At 68.6% G+C, this 22,742-nt stretch carries 19 protein-coding genes and 2 tRNA genes; 6 read left to right on the top strand and 15 right to left on the bottom strand.

All coding sequences use genetic code 11. The annotated features are described in order from the left end of the window. Window positions 1–6: 6 nt before the first annotated feature. The 3 genes from NLI01S_RS08750 to NLI01S_RS08740 form a co-directional block, all read right to left on the bottom strand. The gene (locus NLI01S_RS08750) at window positions 7–555 is read right to left on the bottom strand and encodes a ClpP family protease (RefSeq protein ID WP_067602127.1); all 549 of its coding nucleotides are present in this window, start codon (window positions 553–555) and stop codon (window positions 7–9) included. 287 nt (window positions 556–842) lie between these two features. Next, window positions 843–2,309, bottom strand: coding sequence for a trigger factor (tig, locus tag NLI01S_RS08745; protein ID WP_067602043.1), 1,467 nt, complete (start codon window positions 2,307–2,309; stop codon window positions 843–845). A gap of 227 nt (window positions 2,310–2,536) precedes the next feature. Then, window positions 2,537–2,611 (bottom strand) — tRNA-Pro (locus NLI01S_RS08740). 117 nt (window positions 2,612–2,728) lie between these two features. Here NLI01S_RS08740 and NLI01S_RS08735 point away from each other — a divergent pair. After that, a tRNA-Gly gene (locus NLI01S_RS08735) sits at window positions 2,729–2,802 on the top strand. Between the two features lie 161 nt (window positions 2,803–2,963). On the opposite strand, the gene NLI01S_RS08730 is transcribed toward NLI01S_RS08735, so the two are convergent. Beyond that, window positions 2,964–3,230: a hypothetical protein gene (locus tag NLI01S_RS08730; RefSeq protein WP_067602040.1), complete on the bottom strand. Its 267-nt coding sequence runs from the start codon at window positions 3,228–3,230 to the stop codon at window positions 2,964–2,966. Window positions 3,231–3,457: 227 nt separating this feature from the next. Between NLI01S_RS08730 and NLI01S_RS08725 the strand changes: the two genes are divergently transcribed. Then, a complete protein-coding gene (locus NLI01S_RS08725) occupies window positions 3,458–3,967 on the top strand; it encodes an adenylyltransferase/cytidyltransferase family protein (protein WP_067602037.1) in 510 nt (169 codons plus the stop codon). Window positions 3,968–4,073: 106 nt separating this feature from the next. After that, window positions 4,074–5,936, top strand: coding sequence for an ABC transporter ATP-binding protein (locus NLI01S_RS08720; protein ID WP_067602034.1), 1,863 nt, complete (start codon window positions 4,074–4,076; stop codon window positions 5,934–5,936). 36 nt (window positions 5,937–5,972) lie between these two features. Here NLI01S_RS08720 and NLI01S_RS08715 read toward each other — a convergent pair whose 3' ends face one another. From NLI01S_RS08715 to NLI01S_RS08685, 9 genes are all read right to left on the bottom strand, one after another. After that, entirely contained in the window at window positions 5,973–6,485 is a 513-nt protein-coding gene (locus tag NLI01S_RS08715) for a (2Fe-2S) ferredoxin domain-containing protein (RefSeq protein ID WP_190318400.1), read from the bottom strand. Window positions 6,486–6,689: 204 nt separating this feature from the next. After that, the gene (locus NLI01S_RS08710) at window positions 6,690–6,956 is read right to left on the bottom strand and encodes an Rv0909 family putative TA system antitoxin (RefSeq protein WP_067602124.1); all 267 of its coding nucleotides are present in this window, start codon (window positions 6,954–6,956) and stop codon (window positions 6,690–6,692) included. 142 nt (window positions 6,957–7,098) lie between these two features. After that, complete coding sequence (gene mgtE / locus NLI01S_RS08705; protein ID WP_067602028.1) at window positions 7,099–8,439, bottom strand: magnesium transporter; 1,341 nt, start codon at window positions 8,437–8,439, stop codon at window positions 7,099–7,101. Window positions 8,440–8,711: 272 nt separating this feature from the next. Next, the gene (locus NLI01S_RS08700; RefSeq protein WP_067602025.1) at window positions 8,712–9,815 is read right to left on the bottom strand and encodes a PP2C family protein-serine/threonine phosphatase; all 1,104 of its coding nucleotides are present in this window, start codon (window positions 9,813–9,815) and stop codon (window positions 8,712–8,714) included. Window positions 9,816–10,304: 489 nt separating this feature from the next. After that, window positions 10,305–10,772, bottom strand: a complete 468-nt coding sequence (locus tag NLI01S_RS08695) for a ribose-5-phosphate isomerase (protein WP_067602022.1) — start codon at window positions 10,770–10,772, stop codon at window positions 10,305–10,307. A gap of 109 nt (window positions 10,773–10,881) precedes the next feature. Next, the gene (locus tag NLI01S_RS25990; RefSeq protein WP_190318399.1) at window positions 10,882–11,028 is read right to left on the bottom strand and encodes a hypothetical protein; all 147 of its coding nucleotides are present in this window, start codon (window positions 11,026–11,028) and stop codon (window positions 10,882–10,884) included. Window positions 11,029–11,177: 149 nt separating this feature from the next. Beyond that, a complete protein-coding gene (locus tag NLI01S_RS08690; protein WP_067602020.1) occupies window positions 11,178–12,599 on the bottom strand; it encodes an aldehyde dehydrogenase family protein in 1,422 nt (473 codons plus the stop codon). 121 nt (window positions 12,600–12,720) lie between these two features. Continuing rightward, complete coding sequence (locus NLI01S_RS25985; RefSeq protein WP_190318398.1) at window positions 12,721–12,876, bottom strand: hypothetical protein; 156 nt, start codon at window positions 12,874–12,876, stop codon at window positions 12,721–12,723. 18 nt (window positions 12,877–12,894) lie between these two features. Then, window positions 12,895–13,527, bottom strand: a complete 633-nt coding sequence (locus NLI01S_RS08685; RefSeq protein ID WP_067602017.1) for a DsbA family oxidoreductase — start codon at window positions 13,525–13,527, stop codon at window positions 12,895–12,897. A gap of 224 nt (window positions 13,528–13,751) precedes the next feature. Between NLI01S_RS08685 and pepN the strand changes: the two genes are divergently transcribed. After that, complete coding sequence (gene pepN, locus NLI01S_RS08680) at window positions 13,752–16,292, top strand: aminopeptidase N (RefSeq protein ID WP_067602014.1); 2,541 nt, start codon at window positions 13,752–13,754, stop codon at window positions 16,290–16,292. A 314-nt stretch (window positions 16,293–16,606) separates the two neighbouring features. On the opposite strand, the gene malQ is transcribed toward pepN, so the two are convergent. After that, entirely contained in the window at window positions 16,607–18,640 is a 2,034-nt protein-coding gene (malQ, locus tag NLI01S_RS08675) for a 4-alpha-glucanotransferase (protein WP_067602011.1), read from the bottom strand. Window positions 18,641–18,838: 198 nt separating this feature from the next. Here malQ and NLI01S_RS08670 point away from each other — a divergent pair, with 198 nt between their 5' ends. Then, window positions 18,839–20,212 (top strand): MFS transporter, encoded by a 1,374-nt coding sequence (locus NLI01S_RS08670; protein WP_067602008.1) that lies wholly within the window; start codon window positions 18,839–18,841, stop codon window positions 20,210–20,212. Here NLI01S_RS08670 and NLI01S_RS08665 read toward each other — a convergent pair. Then, window positions 20,109–21,548, bottom strand: a complete 1,440-nt coding sequence (locus NLI01S_RS08665) for an amidase (protein ID WP_084392410.1) — start codon at window positions 21,546–21,548, stop codon at window positions 20,109–20,111. The two genes, NLI01S_RS08670 and NLI01S_RS08665, sit on opposite strands and share 104 nt — an antisense overlap. Window positions 21,549–21,759: 211 nt before the next feature. Between NLI01S_RS08665 and NLI01S_RS08660 the strand changes: the two genes are divergently transcribed. After that, a complete protein-coding gene (locus NLI01S_RS08660; RefSeq protein ID WP_067602002.1) occupies window positions 21,760–22,542 on the top strand; it encodes a nuclease-related domain-containing protein in 783 nt (260 codons plus the stop codon). The last annotated feature ends 200 nt before the right edge of the window (window positions 22,543–22,742 follow it).

The following is a 22,742-nucleotide window of genomic DNA, read 5'->3' as shown; positions in this document are numbered from 1 at the left end:
GTACGGTCAACTGGTCACATCGAGGGTGCCTTCGAGCACCTCGTCGATGAAGCCGTACTCCAGCGACTCCTGGGCCGTGAACCAACGGTCCCGGTCGGCGTCCTTCTCGATCTGCTCGACCGTCTGCCCGGTGTGCTCGGAGATCTTCGTGATGAACATCTTCTTCACGTAGAGCAGCTGGTCCGCCAGGATCCGGATGTCGGAGGCGGTGCCCCCGATGCCACCGGACGGCTGGTGCATCATGACGCGGGTGTGCGGCAGCGCGTAACGCTTACCGGCCGCACCGGCGCACAGAAGCATCTGCCCCATGGACGCGGCCATACCGATACCCACGGTACGAACGTCGTTGGGGATGTACTGCATGACGTCATAGATCGCCATGCCCGCCGTCACGGAACCACCCGGCGAGTTGATGTACATGGTGATGTCCCGCTGGCGGTCCTCGGCGGACAGCAGCAGGAGCTCACCGACAAGGCGGTTGGCGATGTCGTCGTCGACCTGTTGGCCGAGGAACACGATTCGCTGGCGCAACAGGCGCTGAGGCGTCTGCTCAATAAAAGGGGAAAGTTGCGGGTCCGACGTACGAGCGTCGAATCCCGGGGACTCATCAAAGGTCGGCGGCACTCTCGTCACCTGCTCCGGAATCGAAACGGTTGCGATACAGCGACACTAACGCCGCTGGGCGTCGGGCTCGTCCGTATAACGTCCCTGTTCGCTTTGAGCGCAGGGTGCGGGAGGGGTGGAAGACACCTTTTCTCCTAGCAGCGAACAAAACACCACGGGCCCCGGACGACCCGGTTCCGGGTCGTCCGGGGCCCGCGCGAACGCTACGGACCGAAGGACTACTTGCTGTCGTCCTTGGCGTTCTCGTCGGCCTTCTCCGACTCGGCGGCGTCGTCTTCGACGACCTCGACGGTCTCGACGACCTCGACGTCCTCGGTGGCGGCGGCGGCGGCGGCCTTGGCCGCGTCCTCTACCACGTCGGTGTCGTCGGCCGCCTCGACCTGCGGGGTCTCGATGACGTTGCCGTCCTCATCGGTCACCTTGGCGTCGGCCAGGACCAGGTCCATGGCCTTGCCGCGGACGACCTCGGTGAAGGCGACGCGGATCTGGTTCGACTCGACCAGGTGCTGGGCCAGCTGGTCCGGGCTGACGCCCATGCGCTGGGCCTGCTCGAACACGTACTGGCTGAGCTCGCCCTGGTCGGCGCTCAGGTCCTCCTGGAGGGCCAGCTGGTCGAGGATGAAGCCGGCCTTGACCGCCGAGTTGGCGCCGGTCTTCAGCTCCTCCTCGAACTCCTCCTCGGTCTTCTCCTGCGACTCGAGGTAGGCCTCCTTGGTCAGACCGCTCTGGGCGAGCTGCTGCTCAAGGCTCTGGCGACGACGGGTGATCTCCTCGTCGACGACCGCGTCGGGCAGCGGCACCTCGACGGACTCGATGAGCTTCTCCAGCGCCTTGTCGCGGGCGGCGGAGAGCTGCTGCATGCGACGCACGTCGGCCATGCGCTTGCGCACGTCGTCGCGCAGCTCGTCGATGGTGTCGAACTCCGAAGCCAGCTGGGCGAACTCATCGTCCAGCTCCGGCAGCTCCTTCACCTTGACCGAGTGCACGGTGACGGTGACGTCGGCTTCCTCGCCCTCATGGTCGCCACCCACCAGGGTGGTCTTGAAGGTGGCCTCGCCATCGGCCTCCATGCCGCGCAAGGTCTCGTCGAGGCCCTCCAACATGGTGTTGGTGCCGACCTCGTAGGAGTAGCCGCTCACGGCCACGTCCTCGAGCTTCTCACCATCGATGGAGGCCGCCAGGTCGATGGACAGGTGGTCCCCGTCCTCGATCGGACGGTCGGCGCCAACGAGCGTGGAGAAGCGCTCGCGCAGGGTGCCGATCTGCTCGTCGACCTGCTCATCGGTGACGGCCGCGTTGTCGACGGTCACCTCGATGCCCTTGTAGTCCTTCACCTCGAACTTGGGGCGAACGTCGACCTCGGCGGTGAAGGCGAGCTCGTCGTTGTCCTCCAGCTTGGTGACCTCCACGTCGGGCTGACCGAGCGCGAAGATCTCCTCCTTCTGGATGGCTTCGTTGTAAAGCTCCGGAACGGCGTGGTTGACCGCTTCGCTGATCACCGCACCTCGGCCGACGTAGCGGTCGATCAGCCGCGCCGGTGCCTTGCCCGGGCGGAAGCCCTTGATCCGAACCTGCTTCGCGAGCGACTTGTAGGTCACGTCGAAAGCGTGCTCGAGCTCCTCGAAGGGCACCTCGATGGTCAGCTTGACCCGGGTCGGGCTGAGCTCCTCGACATCGGTCTTCACGGGGCGGTACTCCTAGGTTTGCCGGCTGGTGTCCGCGTCGGCCCGCAGTCGCACCACACGAACGGCGAATGCACGCGAGCACCCCGGACCGTGGAGACCACGTTCTACTGGGGTGCCCTGCGACGGGCTGGGACTTACAGTTTCCTGCTGATCGCACCAAGTCTAGGGCAGATACGCAGGGGGCCACGGCCGCCGGCCGAGAGGCCGGACGGCCGCGAAAGATTTCGTCGGGGTGGCGGGATTCGAACCCGCGGCCTCATGCTCCCAAAGCATGCGCGCTAACCAAGCTGCGCCACACCCCGTTGCCCGGCGAGGACACACCAATCCGAAAACGAGTGTGCGACCACCGCCCTGGAGACTGTACTCTTATCTCCAGCGGCAAGACGAGTCTAGAGGAAACTCGAGGGCTCTGAAGCCATGCGGGCGTAGTTCAATGGTAGAACCCCAGCCTTCCAAGCTGGTCATGCGAGTTCGATTCTCGTCGCCCGCTCCACTCGAAGCGAGCCGTGTGTGCCGAGCACACCGGCTCGCTTCGCCGTTCCACCAGGGAGAACGACCCCCTGACCCCCGCACCACTCGAAACGAACCATGCGTACCGACCACACCGGCTCGCTTCGCCGTTCCACCAGGGAGAACTTCACCAGGGGGCCGGGTCTACTCCACTCGTTGGGCGACGCCGACCCGGAAGGGGAACGTGGCCGTGGCGCCGTGGACGTCGACCAGGTAGGAACCCTCCGACGTCTGGTAGATCTCGCGCCCGTTGTCCGACCAGGGGTGGTTGGGGACGTACTCCCTGGCCAGAGCCAGCGCGGCCTCCCTCGCCTGTTCCCACTCGGGATAGGTTCCCTGCACCCGGCCCACGCCCCACCGCATGGACTGCCCGGATCCGACCGTCTCCTCGATGAGGATCACCCAACCCATCGCCGCACCACTTTTCCGTTCCACTTCGCGAACACTTCACGTGGTGGGACACACATACCTCTCACGCGGTTCCAGGTAACGTCCGTCACACCCGTGGTGAACACCGTTCGGTTCCCCTCCCGGAGGCGGAATACCCCCGCCCGGCAGGTACGTTGACCTTTCGGGTGAGCCCGTCCACGCGAGCGGACGCGGACACCCCTCGGTCGTATGGAGGGAACGGGGGCCACATGCGGGAATCTGGCAGGGACGAGGCGTACCAAGCGGCCACGCCGCTGGTTCTTCGTTGGTTCGAGCGACCGGAGCCCCTCGAAGGACCGGTCGTGGTCACCGGGGTCTTCGACGTACTGCACGTGGGACACATCCGATTCCTTGGCACCATCGCCGAACGCGGCCACCCCTTGGTCGTGGGCATCGAGTCCGATGAGCGCGTGCGAGCCTGGAAAGGCCCCGAACGGCCGGTCAACCCGGCCGAAGAACGGGCCGAGACCATCGCCGCGCTCGCCTGTGTGACCGGTTCCTTCATCATCGACGGTCCCCCCTCGGTCGCCGACTGGGCCGCCTACGCCGACCTGCTGCGCCCCCTGGCCCCCGCGGCCCTGGCCTTCACCGCCGGCGATCGCTACACCCAGGCCAAGATCCGCGGTGCGGAGGCGCTCGGCGCCCGCTCCTGGGAGTTGCCCTTCACCCCGGGCCGCTCCACCACGGCGGCGTTGGGTCGCCTCTCGCACTCGCTCTGAACCCTCCGGTTCCCCACCGTCCCCTCCCCCATCTGCTCGGGAAGTGGCACGGCCCCATCGGTGTTGACACATGCGTGGCGAACCGATGTACGAAACGAGGCCGTCGATGATGTCAGGAAGGCCCTCCTACAGGGCTCTGGTCAACGATGGGAGCGCGCGGGGACAGAGGCTGCCCCCGGGTATCACCCGACGCATCCTGTCGTACGCCCGACCGCATTGGCGGTCGATCCTGCTGTTCCTTTTGGTCACCTCGATCGGCGCGGGCGTGGTGGTGGCCAATCCCCTGCTGCTGCGAGCCATCATCGATCAGGGGATCATCCCGGGGAACGCCTCGGTGGTGGTGTGGTTGGCGGTCGCCGCGGGTGGTCTGGCTCTGATGGAGGGCGTCATCACCCTGACCGGCAGGTGGTTGTCGTCCCGGATCGGGGAAGGCGTCATCTACCTGCTGCGCACCCAGGTGTTCGCCCACGTGCAGCGGATGTCGATCTCCTTCTTCACCCGCACCCAGACCGGTTCGCTGATCAGCCGTCTGAACACGGACGTGGTGGGTGCCCAGCGGGCGATCACCTCGGTACTGCAGTCGGTGGTGTCCAACCTCATCAGCGTGGTGGCCGTGCTCATCACCATGCTGGCCCTGTCCTGGCAGGTGACCCTGCTGGCGTTGGTACTGGTGCCGCTGTTCATCGTGCCCGCGAAACTGCTGGGCCGCAGACTCGCGACCATCTCGCGCGACGCCATGGACAACAACGCGTCGATGAGCTCACTGATGACCGAACGGTTCAACGTCGGCGGCGCCATGCTGGTGAAGCTGTACGGCCGTCCGGACGAGGAGAACCGCGGGTTCTCCGAGAAGGCCGCGCGCGTGCGCGATCTGGGGATCCGGCAGGCGGTGTTCGGTGGCCTGCTGTTCACCATGCTCTCGACCATCACCGCGCTGGCCGTGGCGATGGTCTACGGCGCGGGCGGCCTGCTCGCGGTACGGGGATCCTTCGAGGTCGGCACCCTGGTCGCGCTCACCACCCTGTTGACACGGCTGTACGGTCCGGTGACCACCCTGTCCAACGTGCACGTGGAGATCATGACCGCCCTGGTGTCCTTCGACCGGGTCTTCGAGGTGCTGGACCTGGAACCGCAGATCAAGGAGGATCCGCACGCCCGGCCGTTGCCGGAGGGACCGTTGAGCGTGGAGTTCGACCAGGTTTCCTTCCGTTACCCGGGCGCCGCGGGGGCGTCGGTGGCCTCCCTGGAACTGGCCCCGCGTGCGGAGGAGGACGAGGACACCCAGGTGCTGAGCGGGGTGTCGTTCCACGCCGAACCGGGCCGGATGGTGGCGTTGGTCGGTCCCTCGGGTGCGGGAAAGAGCACGCTCACCCACCTGGTGTCACGGCTGTACGACCCGACCGAGGGGCGGGTGCGGGTGGGCGGCCTGGACCTGCGGGAGGCGACCGGTGACTCCCTGCGTTCGGCGATCGGCGTGGTGACCCAGGACGCGCAGCTGTTCCACGACACCGTCGGCGCCAACCTGCGCTACGCGCGGCCGGAGGCCACCGACGACGAGTTGGTCGAGGTGCTGCGCATGGCACGGCTGGGCACGCTTTTGGAGCAGCTGCCCCAGGGCCTGGACACCATGGTGGGAGATCGCGGTTACCGGCTGTCCGGGGGCGAGAAGCAACGGTTGGCGATCGCTCGGTTGCTGTTGAAGGCACCGTCGGTGGTGATCTTGGACGAGGCCACCGCCCACTTGGACTCGGAATCGGAGGCCGCGGTCCAAGAGGCCCTGGCGGTGGCCTTGGAGGGACGTACCTCCCTGGTGATCGCGCACCGGTTGGCGACCGTGCGGGAGGCCGACCAGATCCTCGTGCTGGAGGACGGGCGGATCCTGGAACGCGGATCGCACGAGGAGCTCCTGGACGCGGGTGGCCTCTACACGGCGCTGTACCGCACCCAGTTCGCCCCGCAGAGTCGCTGACGGTTCCACGGCGCGGTCCGGTGCCGCCGGACCGCGCTAGACCTTCTCCGGCTTCTTCTTGGACTTCTTGGACTTCTTCTTGTCCTTGCCGTCCTTCTTGCTCTTCTTCTCCGCCTTGGCGTCCTTGCCCTTGGCGTCCTTGCCCTTGCCGTCCTTGGGCTTCTTACGTTTCTTCGGCTTCTTCGCGTCCTTGGAGGTGACGTGGTCCGCCAAGGCCGCAGGGAGCGGGGACAGACCCGGACCACCCTCGAAGATCCAGTCGTCGACGGATTCCAGCAGGTCGTCCTCGACCATCTCCCCGAGCCAGACGGGTCGGCCACCGGCGGCGCGGCCCGTCGCGGAGGGCTGTACCACGACGACGTTGGCCTGGAAACAGATGCCCAGACACTTGCTGGTTCGGACGGGAACACGGCGGGCGGAGTGGTCGTCGATGGCACTCAGGCGGGCGAGCTGGGCGTCGTGGTCGACGCCGGGGACCTTCTTCTTCGTGCCGCAGCAGCATCCTCGACAGACCGTGAGTTTGCAGGGCGCGTCCTCGACCGCACTCATCACCCACCCCCTCACCCTTTGGTCAGGTTCGCCTTACCTGACCAGGGTAATCATTCGTAGTGCCGCTCTGACCAGCGGTAACCCGATCGGGTGGGTGATCTTCCGATGTCGGGGCACCGAAGCGGCGAGGAGCGGACGGGGTGCCCACCTTCGTGGACCCGCCCCACCCGCTCCGTGTTCCGAGGGTTCTTCTCCCGGCCCGAACTATCGGCGTCGGCCGTCCTCGTCGGGACGGCCCTGCCCACGGTCCTTCGAATCGCCCGAGCCCTCCTCCGTGCGCCCCTCCCCGTCACCCTGCTTGCGCAGGTAGTCGGTGGCCGCGCCGGAGGCCTTGTCGATCTTGTCGTCGTGGGCGCCGCCCGTGGCCTTCTTCGCGGCGTCGGCGGCCTTCCCCACCAGGCCCTCGGCCTTGTCGGCGTTGTCCTCGACCGTCTTGCGCAGCTTGTTGAACGCGTCACCAGCACCGGCCATGGTCTCCCCCTGAGGTCGTCGTCGATCGTCCGAGCTCACCCCGGGTGTCTCCAGGGCCCGCCCTGGTCACCCATCGTACGGAAGAGGGCACGGTTCAAACACCTCTTCGACCGACGAGTTCATCGGAGGGGCCCGTTCCCGGTCAGATCCCCAGCACCGCGCGCGCGATCGCGAAGTAGATGAGCAGACCGGTGGCGTCCACGAGCGTGGCCACCATCGGGGAGGAGACCACCGCCGGGTCCACGCCGACCTTGCGGGCGAGCAGCGGCATCGACGAGCCGATGATCGCCGCCCAGGTGCAGATCGCGACCACCGACAGGGCGACCGCCACCGCGACCGCGAAACCCACGAGCAACGAGCCGATGGCCAGGGCCAGGAGCGCGAGGATCACGCCCAGCAACAGACCGACCCTGCTCTCCTTCCAGATCACCGATGGAAGGTCGCGCACCCGTACCTCGCCGACGGCCAGGGCACGCACGATCGCCGTCGCCGACTGGGCGCCGACGTTACCCCCGGTGCCGATGAGCATGGGCACGAACATGGCCAGCGCCGTCACCTGCTCCAACGTCGCCTCGTACACCTGCATGACGTTGACGGTGAACGTGGCGGCGACGATGAGCAGCATCAACCACACCGACCGGGCTCCGACCAGACGGAACACCCCGACCGAGGCGTAGTGGTCGTCGATGGGGCTGGCACCGGACTGGAGAGCCATGTCCTCGGAGTCGGCGGCTTCGATGACCTCGAGGGCGTCGTCGACGGTGAGCATGCCGACGAAACGGTCCTCTGAGTCCATCACGGGCAGGGCGACCAGGTTGGCTTCCTGCATGAGCCGGGCAGCGTCCTCGACGGGTTCGTAGGCGCGCACACGAGGCGCGAACACGTCCACGAGGTCCTTGAGGAGCATGTCGACGTCGCTGATCACCAGGTCGCTGAGGGTGACGGTGCCGACCACACGACGGCCGTCACTGACCACCGGCAACGTATAGATGATCTCGGCGCCGGCCCCCTTGGCGCGGATCACCTCCAGCGCGCGACCGACGGTGAGGTCACGGTGCAGGACGACCGTCTCGGGCGTCATGTACCGACCGACGGAATCCTCGGGGTAGCCCAGGAGCGCGGCGGTCATCCTGCGTTCTGAGGGGCTCAGTCCGGCCAAGGCGCGGGTGGCGATCTTGGCGGGGGCCTCGCCGATGAGCCTGGCGCGGTCGTCGGGCTCCATCTCCTCCAGGAGGTCGTGGAAGTCGGTTCCACGCAGGCCGAGGAGGATGTTCTGCTGCTGGCTCGAATCGAGTTCCTCGAACACCTCCAACTCCCGGTCCTTGTCCAGGAGCCGGAAGGGGATGATCGCCTCGCGGCCGGTCATGCGGGATAGTTCGTCCGCGATCTCGTGGGGCCTGTGTTCGGCCAACCAGAGTCTGATCCCGGTCAGGTCGTTCGTCTCGACCAGATCGATGAGTTCTTCAGCGCGCTCGCCGTCCATGCGAAGCACCCCCTTGCATCGCCGGGGCCCGGTGCACACGTCCGCCGGGCCGGTGGTTCGGGAAAGGTCCGGCCCCTCGCCGCTGGTGGGGTCGGCCGTGCGGGCGTCGGCGCCTGGGGGCGGGGAGGGCGGGCACGGCGATCCGGGGACGTGTACGAAGGACTTCGTACGGGGTCGGGGAACATGACGACCCTACCGCCGGCGGTGGCCGTCCGGTCTCACCCGGGGTCCGTCGGCGCGGGACGGCCACCCGCGAGCGCGCGGTGGGGGCTTCAGGTGCGCCAGAGGACGACGAGCGCGCAGTCGTCGTTCTTGTCCTTGCTGAGGGTGTCGACGATCTCGCTCGCCCCGGTGGCGAATCCCTGGGTGACCAGGGTGTCCGCGGCGCCGAGGAGTTTGTCGATGCCGGCGTCCAGGTCCTCACCGGGGGTCTCGATGAGCCCATCGGTGCAGAGCATGATGGCGTCGCCGGGACGGAGCCTGCCCTCGACGAAGGTGTAGGTCATCTCCGGGATGACGCCCAGGACCACGCCCTTGGCCTCGGTGGTGCTCCATACCCCGCCACCACCGTCGTAGTGCAGGGCGGGCGGGTGTCCGGCGGAGGCGACCTGGTACTCGCCACTGTCGATGTCCACACTCAGGTGGACGGCCGTGACGAAGCCCTCACCACCGCTGTTGCGCATGAGGTAGTCGTTGCAGTGGGCGAGGAAGTCGCGCGCGGGCACCGCGCCGATGAGTCCGCTGAAGGCACCCGACAACAGCAACGCCCGGGTTCCGGCGTCCACCCCCTTGCCGGACACGTCCACGACGGCGACGTCGAGTCGGTTCTCCCGCAGGATGGAGACCACGAAGTCGCCGCCGAAGGAGGAACCGCCGGCCTGACGCAGCACGGCGGTGCGACCCCAGCCCCTGGGGAGCTTGGGCAACCGTCCCTGGTGCCGCAGTCGGTCGCGCAGGTCCAGCAGCATCATCTCACCGCTGAGTCCCTGCACTCCGAGGCGTTCGCGCAGCCCGGACAGCAGGTAGGAGAGCACGGCGGTGACCCCGATGGTGACCAGCAGACCCGGCCCCACCTGACCGAAGTCGAGCATGTAGGCCACGAACACCAGGACCGCGGCGACCACGACCAGCAGGAACGCCAGGCTCTTGCGTTTGAGGAGCAGGCCACCGGCGAGAACGGTGAGGATGGTGGAGCTGGGCGGGAACCAACCGGGGGGACCCCAGACGGCCCCCACACCGATCCCCACCGCCAGGGTCACCAGGGTGATGAGGACGAGGCGGTACCGGAACAACACCTTGCGCCGGAGCACCGCGACGAGCCGCTGCGCGGTAGAGCGCAACAGCCGGGTGGTCTTGGCGGTCGGTGTGGAGTTCATCGGTCCTCGCGATCGGCACGCCCGCTTCGCTCGCGGGGGGTTACTCCTGGTCGTCGTACGGCGCACCGTCGCGGCCGGGGTCGCGTCGGGGCGGATCTCGCGTCGGCGGGCCGGGGGCTCGTGGGGGATCACCCGAAAGGAGTGGCGGTCGCTTGGAGGGCGACACCATCGCACCGCGGATGGCTCTGGCCCGCCGCTGTGCACGAACTGTAGCGCTTGGGGCGTCGAAGTGGCACGCGCATCCGGGACGGATCCACCCCACTATCCCGGGTTTGGGTTCCGCCTAAACCCGGGAGGACGCGTCCTCCGCGGAGCCGTGCCGTACCTGGTCACGCGCCAGGACCCCGCCCACCACCGGTTGTCGGTGACGATCCCGCGGGGGTGACCGCCCCGGTCCCCGACGACACGGAGTGTCCCGACCCGGAAACACGAAGGGCCCCCACGGTGGGGGCCCGGTCCGGCCGCTCGTGGCGGGCCGTCGACGAGACGTTACGGAAGCGGGGGCAGTTCGCCGGTCCGCTCATAGTCACCGAGCATCGCGATGCGGCGGGTGTGCCGCTCCTCGTCGCTGTAGGGGGTCGCCAGGAAGAGTTCCACGAACCGGGTGGCCTCCTCCAGTGAGTGCATCCGCCCGCCGACACCGAGCACGTTCGCGTCGTTGTGCTCGCGCGCCAGCTTGGCGGTGTCCTCGCTCCAAGCCAGGGCCGCACGAACGCCCTCGACCTTGTTGGCGGCGATCTGCTCGCCGTTGCCGGAGCCACCGATGACGATTCCCAGGGAACCCGGGTCCTTCGCCACGCCCTCGGCGGCGCGCAGGACGAACGGCGGGTAGTCGTCCACCGCGTCGTAGACGGCCGGTCCGGCGTCCACGACTTCGTGGCCCTGCTCCTTCAGCCAGGAGACGAGGTGTTCTTTGAGCTCGAAGCCCGCATGATCTGATCCAAGGTAAACACGCACGTCACCAGTGTGACAGCTTCCACGCACGAAAAACGCCGCGCCCCACCCGTGAACGTTCGGGTGGGGCGCGGCGGAGAGTGGGGAGGCGTGCGCCTCGTCCGTGGGCCGATCAGGCTCCGGCCGCGGCGGCGGCGACGCTCAGACCGAGGGCGGCGAAGCCCGCCATCGACAGGATGGCGATCACATTGCTGAGAATGATCGACTTGAGGTCCTTGCTCAGAGGACTTGCTTTGGAGACCGCGGGCTTGTTGCTCAACTCACACCTCGTTTGGTTTCGACCAGGGATGCCCGATCGGGATCTTCCCACACCGCACAACGCACTCTTCACCGGGGGTGATTCCCCGCGAACGTGGGCCCACGAGGTGACCCCTCCCACAGACATCCCGGCCACCACGTCCCCGGGTACTACATCTGCACGGCCTTGACCTCGCAGAACTCCACCAGGCCGGGCAGACCCCACTCACGTCCGTTACCCGAGCGCTTGTAGCCGCCGAAGGGCGCGAGCGGGTTGAGGGCTCCTCCGTTGAGCTCGACCTGGCCGGCGCGCAGCCTGCGGGCCACCTCCAGCCCCTGCTCGGAGTCGCCCGACCACACGGCCGCGCTGAGGCCGTAGACGGTGTCGTTGGCGATGGTGACCGCCTCCTCCACCGTGTCGTAGGGGATGAGCGCCAGGACCGGGCCGAAGATCTCCTCCTGGGCGATGCGCATGTCGTTGCGCACGTCCGCGAAGACCGTCGCCCGCACGAAGTAGCCCTTCTCGTGGCCCTCCACCGGCTCGGAGCCGCCGGTGACCAGGCGAGCTCCCTCCTCCACACCGAGGTCGATGTAGGAACGGACCTTCTCCAACTGGGCGGCGGAGACCAACGGGCCCAGACGGGTGCCCTCGTCGGTCGGGTCGCCCGGGACGTACTTGGCGACGGACGCGGCGGCCAGTTCCACGGCCTCCTCGTAGGAGTCGCGGTGTACCAACATGCGAGTGAGCGCGTTGCAGCTCTGCCCGGTGTTGCGCATGACGTCGGCGACACCGCGCTTGACCGCCTGTGTCAGGTCGGCGCCGGGCAGGATCACGTTGGGCGACTTTCCACCCAGTTCCAGGGCGACCCGCTTGACCGTCTCGGCCGCCACCTGGGACACCCGGGTCCCGGCGCGGGTGGAGCCGGTGAAGGAGACCATGTCGACCTTCGGGTGCGCGGCGATCGCCTCGCCCACCACCGGTCCCGTTCCGCTGACCAGGTTGAACACACCGGCCGGGAGTCCGGCCTCGTCGAACACCGCGGTCAGGGCGTAGGCGCCCAGCGGGGCGACCTCACTGGGCTTGAGCACCACGGTGTTGCCCGCCAACAGGGCGGGAATCACCTTGAGCACGATCTGGTGCAGCGGATAGTTCCACGGGGTGATGGCGCCGACCACGCCGATCGGTTCGTGCACCACCAGGGAGTTGCCGACCTTCTCACCGGTGAAGTAGTGCTCCCCGTGCTGCTCCACCAGGTCGATGTAGGTGCTGAACATCAGGGAGGGGAGGCCGACCTGCACCTTGGCTGCGAAGCCGGCGGGCGCGCCCATGTCCTCGGTCATGATCGCGGCTATGTCCTTCTGCCGCGCGGTGAACAGCTCCAAGGCCTTGGTCAGGTGGGTGACGCGCTGCCCCGGGGTGAGCGCGGACCACCCCTCGAACGCGGTGGCCGCGGCATCGACCGCGGCGTCGACATCAGCGGTGGATCCGGCCGGAACCGTGTCGATGACCTGCTCGGTCGCAGGATTGATCACGTCCACGGCCTCGTCGGAGGTGGACTCGCGCCAGGCGCCATCGATGTAGAGGGATCGCATGGCACCACCTTCGCAGAACGGGATTCGGGTTGGCCATACCCTCGGCGGTGAACGGCCCGGTATCCGTGCTTTGACGGATACCGGGCCGAGGCGTTCCGCTTCCAAAGAGCGTCGGGCCGGCTCAGCCCCAGTGCGGGGGGCGGTCGGCGATCAGTCGCGCCGTGGAGTCCTCCTCGGTGTCGCCCCATCCCTCGGCGCGCTCGTCGCCGGTGATGTCGGGCAGGATCTCCAGGTCGTCGAAGAAGTCGACGCGACGGTCCTCATCTGGCCCGGGCATGGGTTCCTCCAGGGTGGGTCAGTCGAAGATGGGGTCGCGGGTGCGGGTGCGCTTGAGCTCGAAGAACCCGTCGGTCCCGGCGACCAGACGCACGCCGTCCCACAGCTTCCCGGCCTCCTCGCCACGCGGCGTGGGGGAGACGACGGGGCCGAAGAACGAGACACCCTCGACCTGGACCACGGGGGTACCGACGTCCTCCCCGACCAGCTTCATCGCCTCGGCGTGCGAAGCGCGCAGGGCCTCATCGTACTCGGCGGAGTCCGCGGCCTCGGCCAGGTCCACCGGCAGGTCGGCGTCGGCCAACGCGGCGCGGATCGTCTCGATGGACTGGGGCTCGCCCTTGTTGTGGAAGCGGGTACCCAGCGCCGTGTAGAGGCGGTCCAGGACCTCGGATCCGAAGCGCTGTTCGGCGGCGACGCACACGCGCACCGCGTTCCAAGAGCGTTCGATCCCCTTCTTGTACTCCTCGGGAAGATCCCGCCCCTCGTTGAGGACGCCCAGGCTCATCACGTGCCAACGCACCCTCACCTGTCGCACCTTCTCCACCTCCAACAGCCAGCGAGAGGTCATCCAGGCCCACGGGCACGCGGGATCGAACCACATGTCGGCCCAGGCGACCTGATCGCCCTGCTGTTCGGGGGTCTGCGTCATTTTCCGGTACTCCTCGTCGAATGGGTCGCGAACTTTCACCGCGTAGATCCACAACCCCGCCCATCGGTTGCGCATTCCGCACCCGCGCGTGACAGGATCGAAGCCGATGGACGACCTCCGGCCCGACGAGGCCCGCCCCCGGCTGATCCGCTGGTCGGTGGGCTCGCCGTGACCGGCAATGAGACTCCGGCCGGCGAAGACGGCGGCCGCGAAGGGAGCTTTGCGTGGCAGGGAACCTCACAAGGGACGAGGCCCGGGAGCGGGCGCGCATCCTCAGCGTCGACTCCTACGACGTGGAGCTGGACCTGACGACCGGGGGCGAGACCTTCCGGTCCACCACCACGGTGCGTTTCTCCTCCTCCGAACCGGGTGCCCGTACCTTCATCGACCTGGTCGCGCCCACGGTGCGGAAGGCCAATCTCAACGGCGTGGAGCTCGACGTGGCCGCGCTGTTCGACGGTGAGCGGTTGGCCCTGCCCGACGTCGCGGCCGACAACGAGCTGACCGTGGTCGCCGACGCCGCCTACATGCGCACCGGCGAGGGTCTGCACCGATTCGTCGACCCGGTCGACGAGGCCGTGTACCTGTACTCACAGTTCGAGACCGCCGACGCGCAGCGGATGTTCACCTGCTTCGACCAGCCCGACCTGAAGGGCACGTTCGAGCTGACCGTGTACGCGCCGCCGTCCTGGGAGGTCGTGTCCAACAGCGCTCCCGACGTCGAGCGCGAGGCGGCCGGGGACGAGCGCGTGCGCTGGCACTTCCCCGCCACCCCGGTGATGTCCACCTACATCACGGCGCTCATCGCCGGCCCCTACCACGTGGTCCGTGACGAGCACGACGGCATCCCGTTGGGCCTGTACTGCCGCGCGTCCCTGGCCGAGCACCTGGACTCCGACGCCCTGTTCGAGGTCACCAAGCAGGGCTTCGACTTCTTCCATGGCCTGTTCGACGTGCGCTACGCCTTCGGCAAGTACGACCAGCTGTTCGTGCCGGAGTTCAACGCCGGGGCGATGGAGAACGCCGGCGCCGTCACCTTCCTGGAGGACTACGTCTTCCGGTCCCGGGTCACCGACGCCCGCTACGAGCGTCGCGCCGAGACCATCCTGCACGAGATGGCGCACATGTGGTTCGGTGACCTGGTCACCATGCGCTGGTGGGACGACCTGTGGCTGAACGAGTCCTTCGCGACCTACGCCAGCGTCTACTGCCAGGCCAACGCCACCAAGTGGACCGACGCGTGGACCACCTTCGCCAACGTCGAGAAGGCGTGGGCGCTGCGCCAGGACCAGCTGCCCTCCACCCACCCGATCGCCGCCGACATGGTCGACATCCAGGCGGTCGAGGTCAACTTCGACGGCATCACCTACGCCAAGGGCGCCTCGGTGCTCAAGCAGCTCGCGGCGTACGTGGGCGTGGACGACTTCTTCGCGGGCGTTCGCGCCTACTTCAAGGAGAACGCGTTCGGAAACACCGAGCTGAAGGACCTCTTCAAGCATTTGGAGGCCGCTTCGGGTCGGGACCTGTCCGGTTGGTCGCGCGAGTGGCTGGAGACCACGGGCGTCAACACCATGCGCCCGGAGTTCGAGGTGGACGCCGACGGGAACTTCACGTCCTTCGCGGTCCTGCAGGAGGCCCCCGCCGAGCACCCGACTCTGCGCTCGCACCGTCTGGCCGTCGGCCTGTACGACCGCACCGAGAACGGCGTCGTGCGTCGTGAGCGCGTGGAGCTGGACGTGAGCGGCGAGCGTACCGAGGTGCCCGAGCTGGTCGGTAAGGCCCGCCCCGACCTGGTGCTGATCAACGACGACGACCTCACCTTCACCAAGATCCGGTTGGACGAGCGTTCCCTGCGCACCGTGGTCGAGAGCGTCGGCGAGATCCGCGAGTCGCTGCCCCGGGCTCTGGCCTTCGGCGCCGCCTGGGACATGACCCGCGACGGTGAGATGGCCGCCCGCGACTACGTCGAGCTGGTCATCGCCGGAATCAGCGGCGTGAGCGACGTCATGGTCGCCCAGACCCTGCTGCGGCAGGCCGCGGGCGCCATCGTCAACTACGCCGACCCGGCCTGGCGTCCCGTCGGCTTCGAGAGGCTGGGGACCCGCCTGCGCGAGCTGCTGTCCTCCGCCGAGCCCGGTGGCGACCTGCAGTTGGCCTACGTCAACGCGCTCGCGGCGGTGGCGGTCACCGAGGCCGACCTGTCGCTGCTGCGTGGGCTGCTGGACGGCGCGCTCACCGTGGAAGGGCTGACCGTCGACACCGACCTGCGCTGGACCCTGCTGCACCGTCTGGTCACCGCCGGTGAGGCGGGTGAGACCGAGATCGCCGCCGAGCTGAAGGCCGACCCCACCGCCGCGGGTCAGCGCAACGCCGCCGGTGCCCGGGCCGCCGTGCCCACCTCGGAGGCCAAGGAGGCCGCCTGGGAACGGATCGTCGGTGGCGACCTGGCCAACGCCGAGTTCCGCTCGGTGCTGCTGGGCTTCACCGAGCCGCTGCAGTCGGACCTGTACCGTCCCTTCCTGGACCGGTACTTCACGCAGTTGGCCCCGGCCTGGGACAAGTGGACCGGTGAGTTCGCCCAGACCTTCGCCGAGGTCGCCTACCCGAGCCACCTGGTCGAGGAGGGGACCCTGGAGCGCACGGACGCCTACATCGCCGAGCGCTCCCCCGCCCCCGCGCTGCGCCGGCTGTTGATCGAGGGCAAGGCCGGGGTGGAGCGCGCCCTGCGCGCTCGCGCCACGGACATCGCCGCCGGTCAGGCCTGACGCCGGGTCGAACACACGACGGCCCCGGAAGGGATCTTCCCCCTTCCGGGGCCGGAGTCCTTCGGGTCCAGGTTCTGTTTTGTGAGCCACGGGGGTCACCCGTTCGGGCGCCGTCAGGCCCTGTCCTCCGCAAACCCGGGGAGGTGTCGTAGGTGGGATCCGAGGAACGAGGATCACACCGTAGGCACCGAAGGTTCCTGACTTTTCGGGGGTGCCCGAAAGAAGGAGGATCATCGGCCGTCAGGCCGTCCGTTGAGGGTGGTGGCGGGCGATGGTCGGGCCGAAGCGCTAGCGGAGGCTCTGAAGAACACTGCCTAAAGGAGGCGCCCGGGGCCACCCAGTGGGCCCAGGGTGCGCCGGATCCGGCCCACCGTCCGCGGATCGGCGAGCAGCTCGTCCACCAGCACCGGTTCGCCCTCGCCACTGGTCAGTGGAATCCGCCAGTTGGGGTACTCGGTGCTGGTGCCCGGCTGGTTCTGCATGCGTCGCTCCCCCACCACTTCGGTGAGTGCGACCCCGAGCATGCGGGCCGGGGTGGCCTCCAGGTAGGCGTGCATGGCCGCGATCACCGCCGCCGGATCGGTCAGCGGGTCGACGTCGGCGTCCAGGAAGCCCAGTTCCACGAGCGTCCGGCACCACCGGCCCACGCGTTCCTCGGAGTCCGCCCGTTCCTCGGCCACGGGCCGGTCGAGCAGTCCCAGACGGTCGCGCAGCTCCACGTGTTCGGCCGACAGGAACGACGCCACCGGCGGCAGGTCGTGGGTGGCGACGGTGGCCAGGCAGTCGGCACGCCAACGGTCGGGGGTGCGCGGCCGCCCCTGTTCGTCGTTCTCGAACCACAGCACCGAGGTGCCGAAGATCCCCCGGTCCGACAAGTGTTCGCGCACCCACGGCTCCACCGTGCCCAGGTCCTCGCCGACGATGACCGCGTCCGCCTCGCGCGCGGCCAGGGCCAGGACGCCCACCATGCCCTCGTGGTCGTACTCGAGGTAGGTGCCCTGGTCGGCGGAGGCTCCCTCCGGTACGCACCACAGCCGGAACAGACCCATCACGTGGTCCATCCGCAGGCCGCCCGCGTGCCGCAGGTTGTGGGCGAGGATCTGGTGCAACGGACCGTACCCCTGGCGGGCCAGGGCCGTGGGGTGCCAGGGCGGCTGTCCCCAGTCCTGCCCGAGGCGGTTGAACTCGTCCGGGGGCGCGCCCACGTGCAGCCCCCGCACCAGCGTGTCCTGGAACATCCAGGCGTCGGCGCCGCCGGGCTGCACCCCGATGGCCAGGTCGTGCACGATGCCCAGACTCATCCCGGCGTTGAGGGCGCCGTTCTGGGTGAGGGCGAGTTGCTCGTCGAGGATCCACTGCAACCAGCGGTGGAACTCCACCCGTGGCCAGCGCCGGAGCGCCTCCTTGCCGACGGCGAGCGCGCCGACGTCGCGTAGGTGCGCGGGCCAGGCCCGGTGGTCGGAGCCGTACTCCTCGGCCAACGCGGACCAGGTGGCGAACTCGACCAGTGCCTGCCCCTCATCGTCCAGGTACCGGCGTAGGACCTCCTCGCGGCCGGGTGCGCGCGGCACCTGGAAGAGGACCTCCAAGGCGGCCTTCTTGGCCTCCCAGACGGCGTCGCGGTCGAGGAGATCGGCGGTCCGTCCACGTTCGCGCAGCGGCCGGGCCAGGCGTTGGACACCTTCGCGTTGGGCCGGATCGAGCCGCGCGTACTCGGGCACGTCCTCGATCCTGATGTAGAGCGGGCTCCCGTAGCGACGGCTCACCGGCAGGTACGGCGAGGGTTCGATGGGGGCGGTCGGTTCGATGGCGTGCAGGGGGTTGATCAGGGTGAAGTCGGCGCCCAGGTCTCGGGCGCTCCAGTCCGCGAGTTCGGTGAGGTCGCGTAGGTCGCCGGTGCCCCAGGACGCGCGCGAGCGCACGCTGTAGACCTGGGCCATCAGGCCCCACAGTCGCGGGTTCCGGCTCAGCGCGGTGGGTTCGATCCGGTCGGGGACCACCAGTAGTGGAGCGGCGTGGTCGGCGCCGTTGTCGGTGACCCGCAGGGTGTGCACGCCCAGTGGCAGGCCCGGGTCGAAGGGCAGCAGCGCCCCGTCCGTGGTCTCCACGACGGCATGCGCGCCGTCGGGCAGCACCAGGTCGGGTGCCTTTCGCTCGCGGAGCACGACCGCCGGTGGCAACGGCCCTCTCTTCGGGCCCGGCTCGGGGTCGGCCGGGTCCACCCCCATCGCCGCCAGGACATGACGGATCGTGTCGAGGCCGACGGGCACATGTCGTCCCCGCCAGTCCTCGTACGTCGTCGCGATCCCGTACTGCTCGGCCACCCGGGCCAGCTGAACGTCCCTCACAGAAACCGATCATGCCCCACCAGGACGTGCGTACACCGGAGGTCGCCCCGGCGTGGGGCGAAAGCCCGTCGTCGATTTTCCGACCGGCCCGAACGTGACTCCGACTTTTCGGTGGCTTTCCGGTACGAGCGGTGGCCTCGACCACACGGTCCGCTCGTTCCGTCTCGGCCCTCCCCGACCGACTGCATAATCGGGAGCGTGCTCGCCAACTACCGACGGCTCTTCGCCGTGCCCCACGTCACGTCCCTGCTCATGTGGTCCCTCATCGCGCGGTTCTACACCCCGGGGCTGATGATCGCGGTCACCTTCCTGGTGCAGGGATGGACCGATTCCTACACCCTGGCGGGCCTGGTCGCGGGCGCCTTCACCCTGGGCATGGCTCTGGTGGGGCCGCTACGAGGGCGCATGGCGGACCGTGGCGGCGGCGACCGGCTGGTACTGGTGTGCGGCGTGGTGTTCACCGTGGGTTCGACGACCATGGCGCTGCTGCCCGCGTCGTGGTGGTGGCTGTCGTTGCCGTTGGCGCTGGGTACCGGCCTGTTCGGCACCCCGGCCAACCAGATCGTGCGGGCGCTGTGGCCTCGGTTGACCCGGGGGCCCGAACGTCAGGCCATCTACGCGGCCGAGGCCACCACCCAGGAGTTGTTGTTCGTCTTCTCCCCGATCCTCACCGCCGCCGTGGTGGCGATGGCCGGCCCCCGATACGCCCTGTTGATGTTGGGGCTGCTGGGGTTGGCGGGTGCTGTGGGGTTCGCGTGGGCGCTGCGGCGCGCCGGGGTCACCGGCCCGGGGCCGGTCGGGCAGGAGGCGTCCGACGGTGCCGGAGCCGATCCCGCTCGGAAGACGGCGCGGCGACGGAGTCTGTTGTCCTCCCCCGCGCTGTGCCTGCTCTTCGTGATGTGCCTGCTCATCGTCTCCGGTGTGGTGGGCATGGACCTGGTGATCGTGGCGTGGGCCAACGAGCTGAACGCACCCCGGTACGTGATGGTGCTGGCCTCGGTGTTCGCCCTGGGCTCGTTGGTGGGCGGTGCCGTCGCCGGCGGGTTGAAGGGCGTGCCGCGTCTGCCGCTGCGGGCGTTCGGCGCCGCGGCCGGCATCGCGCTCCTGGTTCCGTTCGTGCCGCCCATCACGCATCTGCCCACGCCCCTGCTCATCACCCCGCTGCTGTTCGTGGCCGGGCTCGCGCTGGCCCCGACGTTGGCCGCGGTGATGGGACGGCTGGGCGACACCGCGCCCTCGCACCGGCGGGCGGAGGCGTTCGGGTGGATGGCCACGGCCATGAGCACGGGTGGCGCCGTGGCCGCTCCGCTGACCGGCGCGCTGGTGGACTCCAACGGCATCGTCGGCGGAGTGTCGGGCGCTGTCGGTCTGGTGACGCTGGCCGCGGTGCTCACCCTGTTCCTGCGCCGTCCACCCACCGGGGAGGAGGCCTTGTCCGTGGCGGAGGCCCCAGGCGACCCTTCCGAGGTCAGTCCTCCCAGCCCGGCGGGAAGCGGTGCGCCCATGGACGCGCCCTCTCCAATTGGGCCGACAGGGACAGCAGGGTCCCCTCTGCGCCCATGCGACCCGTGAGCATCACACCGATCGGCAGACCCCGCTCGGACCAGTGCAGCGGCACGTTCACCGACGGCTGCCCGCTCACGTTGTAGACCGAGGTGAACGGTGTGAACTCCGTCATCCGTCGGAATTCGGCCTCGGGGCCGTCGCCGGTGAAGTGGCCGATGGGGACCGGGGGCGCGGCCAGGGTGGGGCTCAGGACCGCGTCGTAGGGCTCGGTGGCGGCCGACAGTGAACGCACGCCGCGTTGGAGCCGGGCCCAGGCGGCGACGAGGTCGGGCGCGGAGGTGGCCCCGGCGCGTTCGCGCAGCCAACGGTTGATGGGGGTGAGTTCGCCCTCGCGGGCGGGGTCCACGGGGGTGGCCGCGCTCATCGCCTCCCACAGGTACTGGAAGTCGTCGGCGTAGGTGCCGGCGAAGTGGGCGTCGACGGGGGCCTCGATCCGCGTCACCTCGTGCCCCAATTCCACCAGGAGCGTGGTCGTCTCCTCGTAGGCGTCCAGTACGTCGGGGTGGACGGGGATACCAGTGGAGCCGGTGTCGGCGTAGCGGCCGATCCGCAGCCGCCCCGGTTCGCGTCGGGCGTGGTCGGCGAAGGTCTCGCCGGGCGCCAGGGGCGGGGCCGCGTATACGTCGCCGGGGTGATCGGCGGTCATGACGTCCAGGAGCAGGGCCGCGTCCAGGACGGTGCGGGCGATCGGACCGGAGGTGGACAGGCCGAACAGGTCCACCCGGTCGGGGCCACCGGAGACCCGACCGCGAGTGGGTTTGAGTCCGAACAGTCCGCAGGCCGAGGCGGGGATGCGGATCGACCCGCCACCGTCGCTCCCCTGCGCCGCCGGGGCGAGTCCGGCGGCCACCGCGGCCGCGGCGCCCCCGCTGGAGCCACCGGCCGACAGCCGGGTGTCCCAGGGGTTGCGGGTGGGCGGGGCGATGTCGTTCTCGGTGTAGCAGGTCGATCCGAACTCGGGGGTGTTGGTCTTGCCGAGGAAGACCGCGCCGGACTCGCGGAGTCGGGCGACCACGGCGGAGTCGGTGGGGGCGGTGAGGCCGGTGTACAGGCGCGAGCCGAAGGTGACGGGTGCACCGGCCAGGGGGTCCAGGTCCTTGATGGGCAGGGGGATCCCCAGCAGGGGTGGAAGAGTGGCCGGCGTGTCGGACACGACCCGCCTCTCCGCATTTCGGGCCTGCTCCAGCGCGCTTTCTTCAAGGACCGAAATATAGGCGCCGGAACGTTCGTCGAACCTGCGAATCCTCGTCAGATAGTGCTCAGTGATCTCAACAGGCGACAGCTCACGACTGCGGACCAATGCCACGAGCCGATGAAGGGGAAGTTCGTGCATCCGGGTCATACCGCCAGAGATTAACGGGGTAAGGCAACGGGCACCACGCGAATGAGGTCGGTCTTCTCTAGAGAGACGACAAAAAAGCAATCCTTCCCCTTTTTCGGCATCCGAACACGCGCGACAGCAAGGGCGCAAGGTAAGAAAAGTGTGAGAAGTAATGCACTAGGACTCGGATATGGATGGAACTAACCTGTCCGTCGTGGAATCGGCAACCAGAGTGAACAGTCACAACTCATCTTCCGGAGGGTCCGAACCCGAAGGAAACAACGCCCTCTTCTTCCCCAACCAACGCAGGACCGACGGAATCGGCGGCAAGGCCCTGTACGGGGCCCTCAAGTCCAACGACGCCCTCCGCCGGTGGATCATCCGGAGCACGATCGCCGCGATCGTCGCCGGCGGCATCGGCATGCTCACCGGGGACTGGCGGGTCGGCGTCACTTTCGGGTTGGTCGCCCTGGTCTCCGTCATGGTCTGGAGCTCGCGCCGGGAGTCGGAGATCCCGCGCTGGCGCAAACCCTCGGCGGCACAGCGTCGCACCGAGGCCCAGCTCAAGGTCATGAAGCAGCTCGGCTACCGCGTCCTGCACGCGCGCGCCGTACCCGGCGGCAACGGGCAGATCGACCACTTCATCGTCGGCCGCCGCGGCGCCTTCGCCATCGACTCCGAGTCCTGGGACAAGCGTCTTCCGTTGCGCAACAAGCTGGAGAAGCTGTACCACGGTCGGTTCAGCAAGAACGAACGGATCGACGAGGCCCTGGAAGAGGCCGAGCGCGCGGCGGAACTCGTCGGCAAGGAGCTCGGCCGCGAGATCAAGGTCCGCGCCTCGCTCGCCATCTACGGTCCCGGTATGCCCTGGGACAGCCACCGCCTGCGCGGAGTGGACATCATCACCGGCACCAAGGTCCGCAAGTGGCTGCGCACCGGCCGCGACCGGCTCAGCGAATCCGAGATCGAGGAGATCTACCAGGCCGCGAGGAAGGCCCTACCACCACGATATTGACTTCGATCCCCCGCCGCCACTCGGCCCGGAAAAGCCCCACAACGCCGTGGTTCCGGGCCTTACGTATGCCCGGGACCGAAGGGACACCGGCCGGTGAGCAGGGGTCGTCCGGTGCGCGAACCAGACCGCCGCCGGACTGGAGGCCAGGGACCTGACCGGGGAGAATCCACCCCGATGTCTCATTATCCGGAACACCTGTC

The organism is Nocardiopsis listeri NBRC 13360 (genome assembly GCF_001570765.1).
Taxonomy (GTDB): Bacteria; Actinomycetota; Actinomycetes; order Streptosporangiales; family Streptosporangiaceae; genus Nocardiopsis; species Nocardiopsis listeri.
The sequence above is the reverse complement of the archived record's forward strand: the minus strand, read 5'-3'. Positions and strand labels throughout refer to the sequence as shown.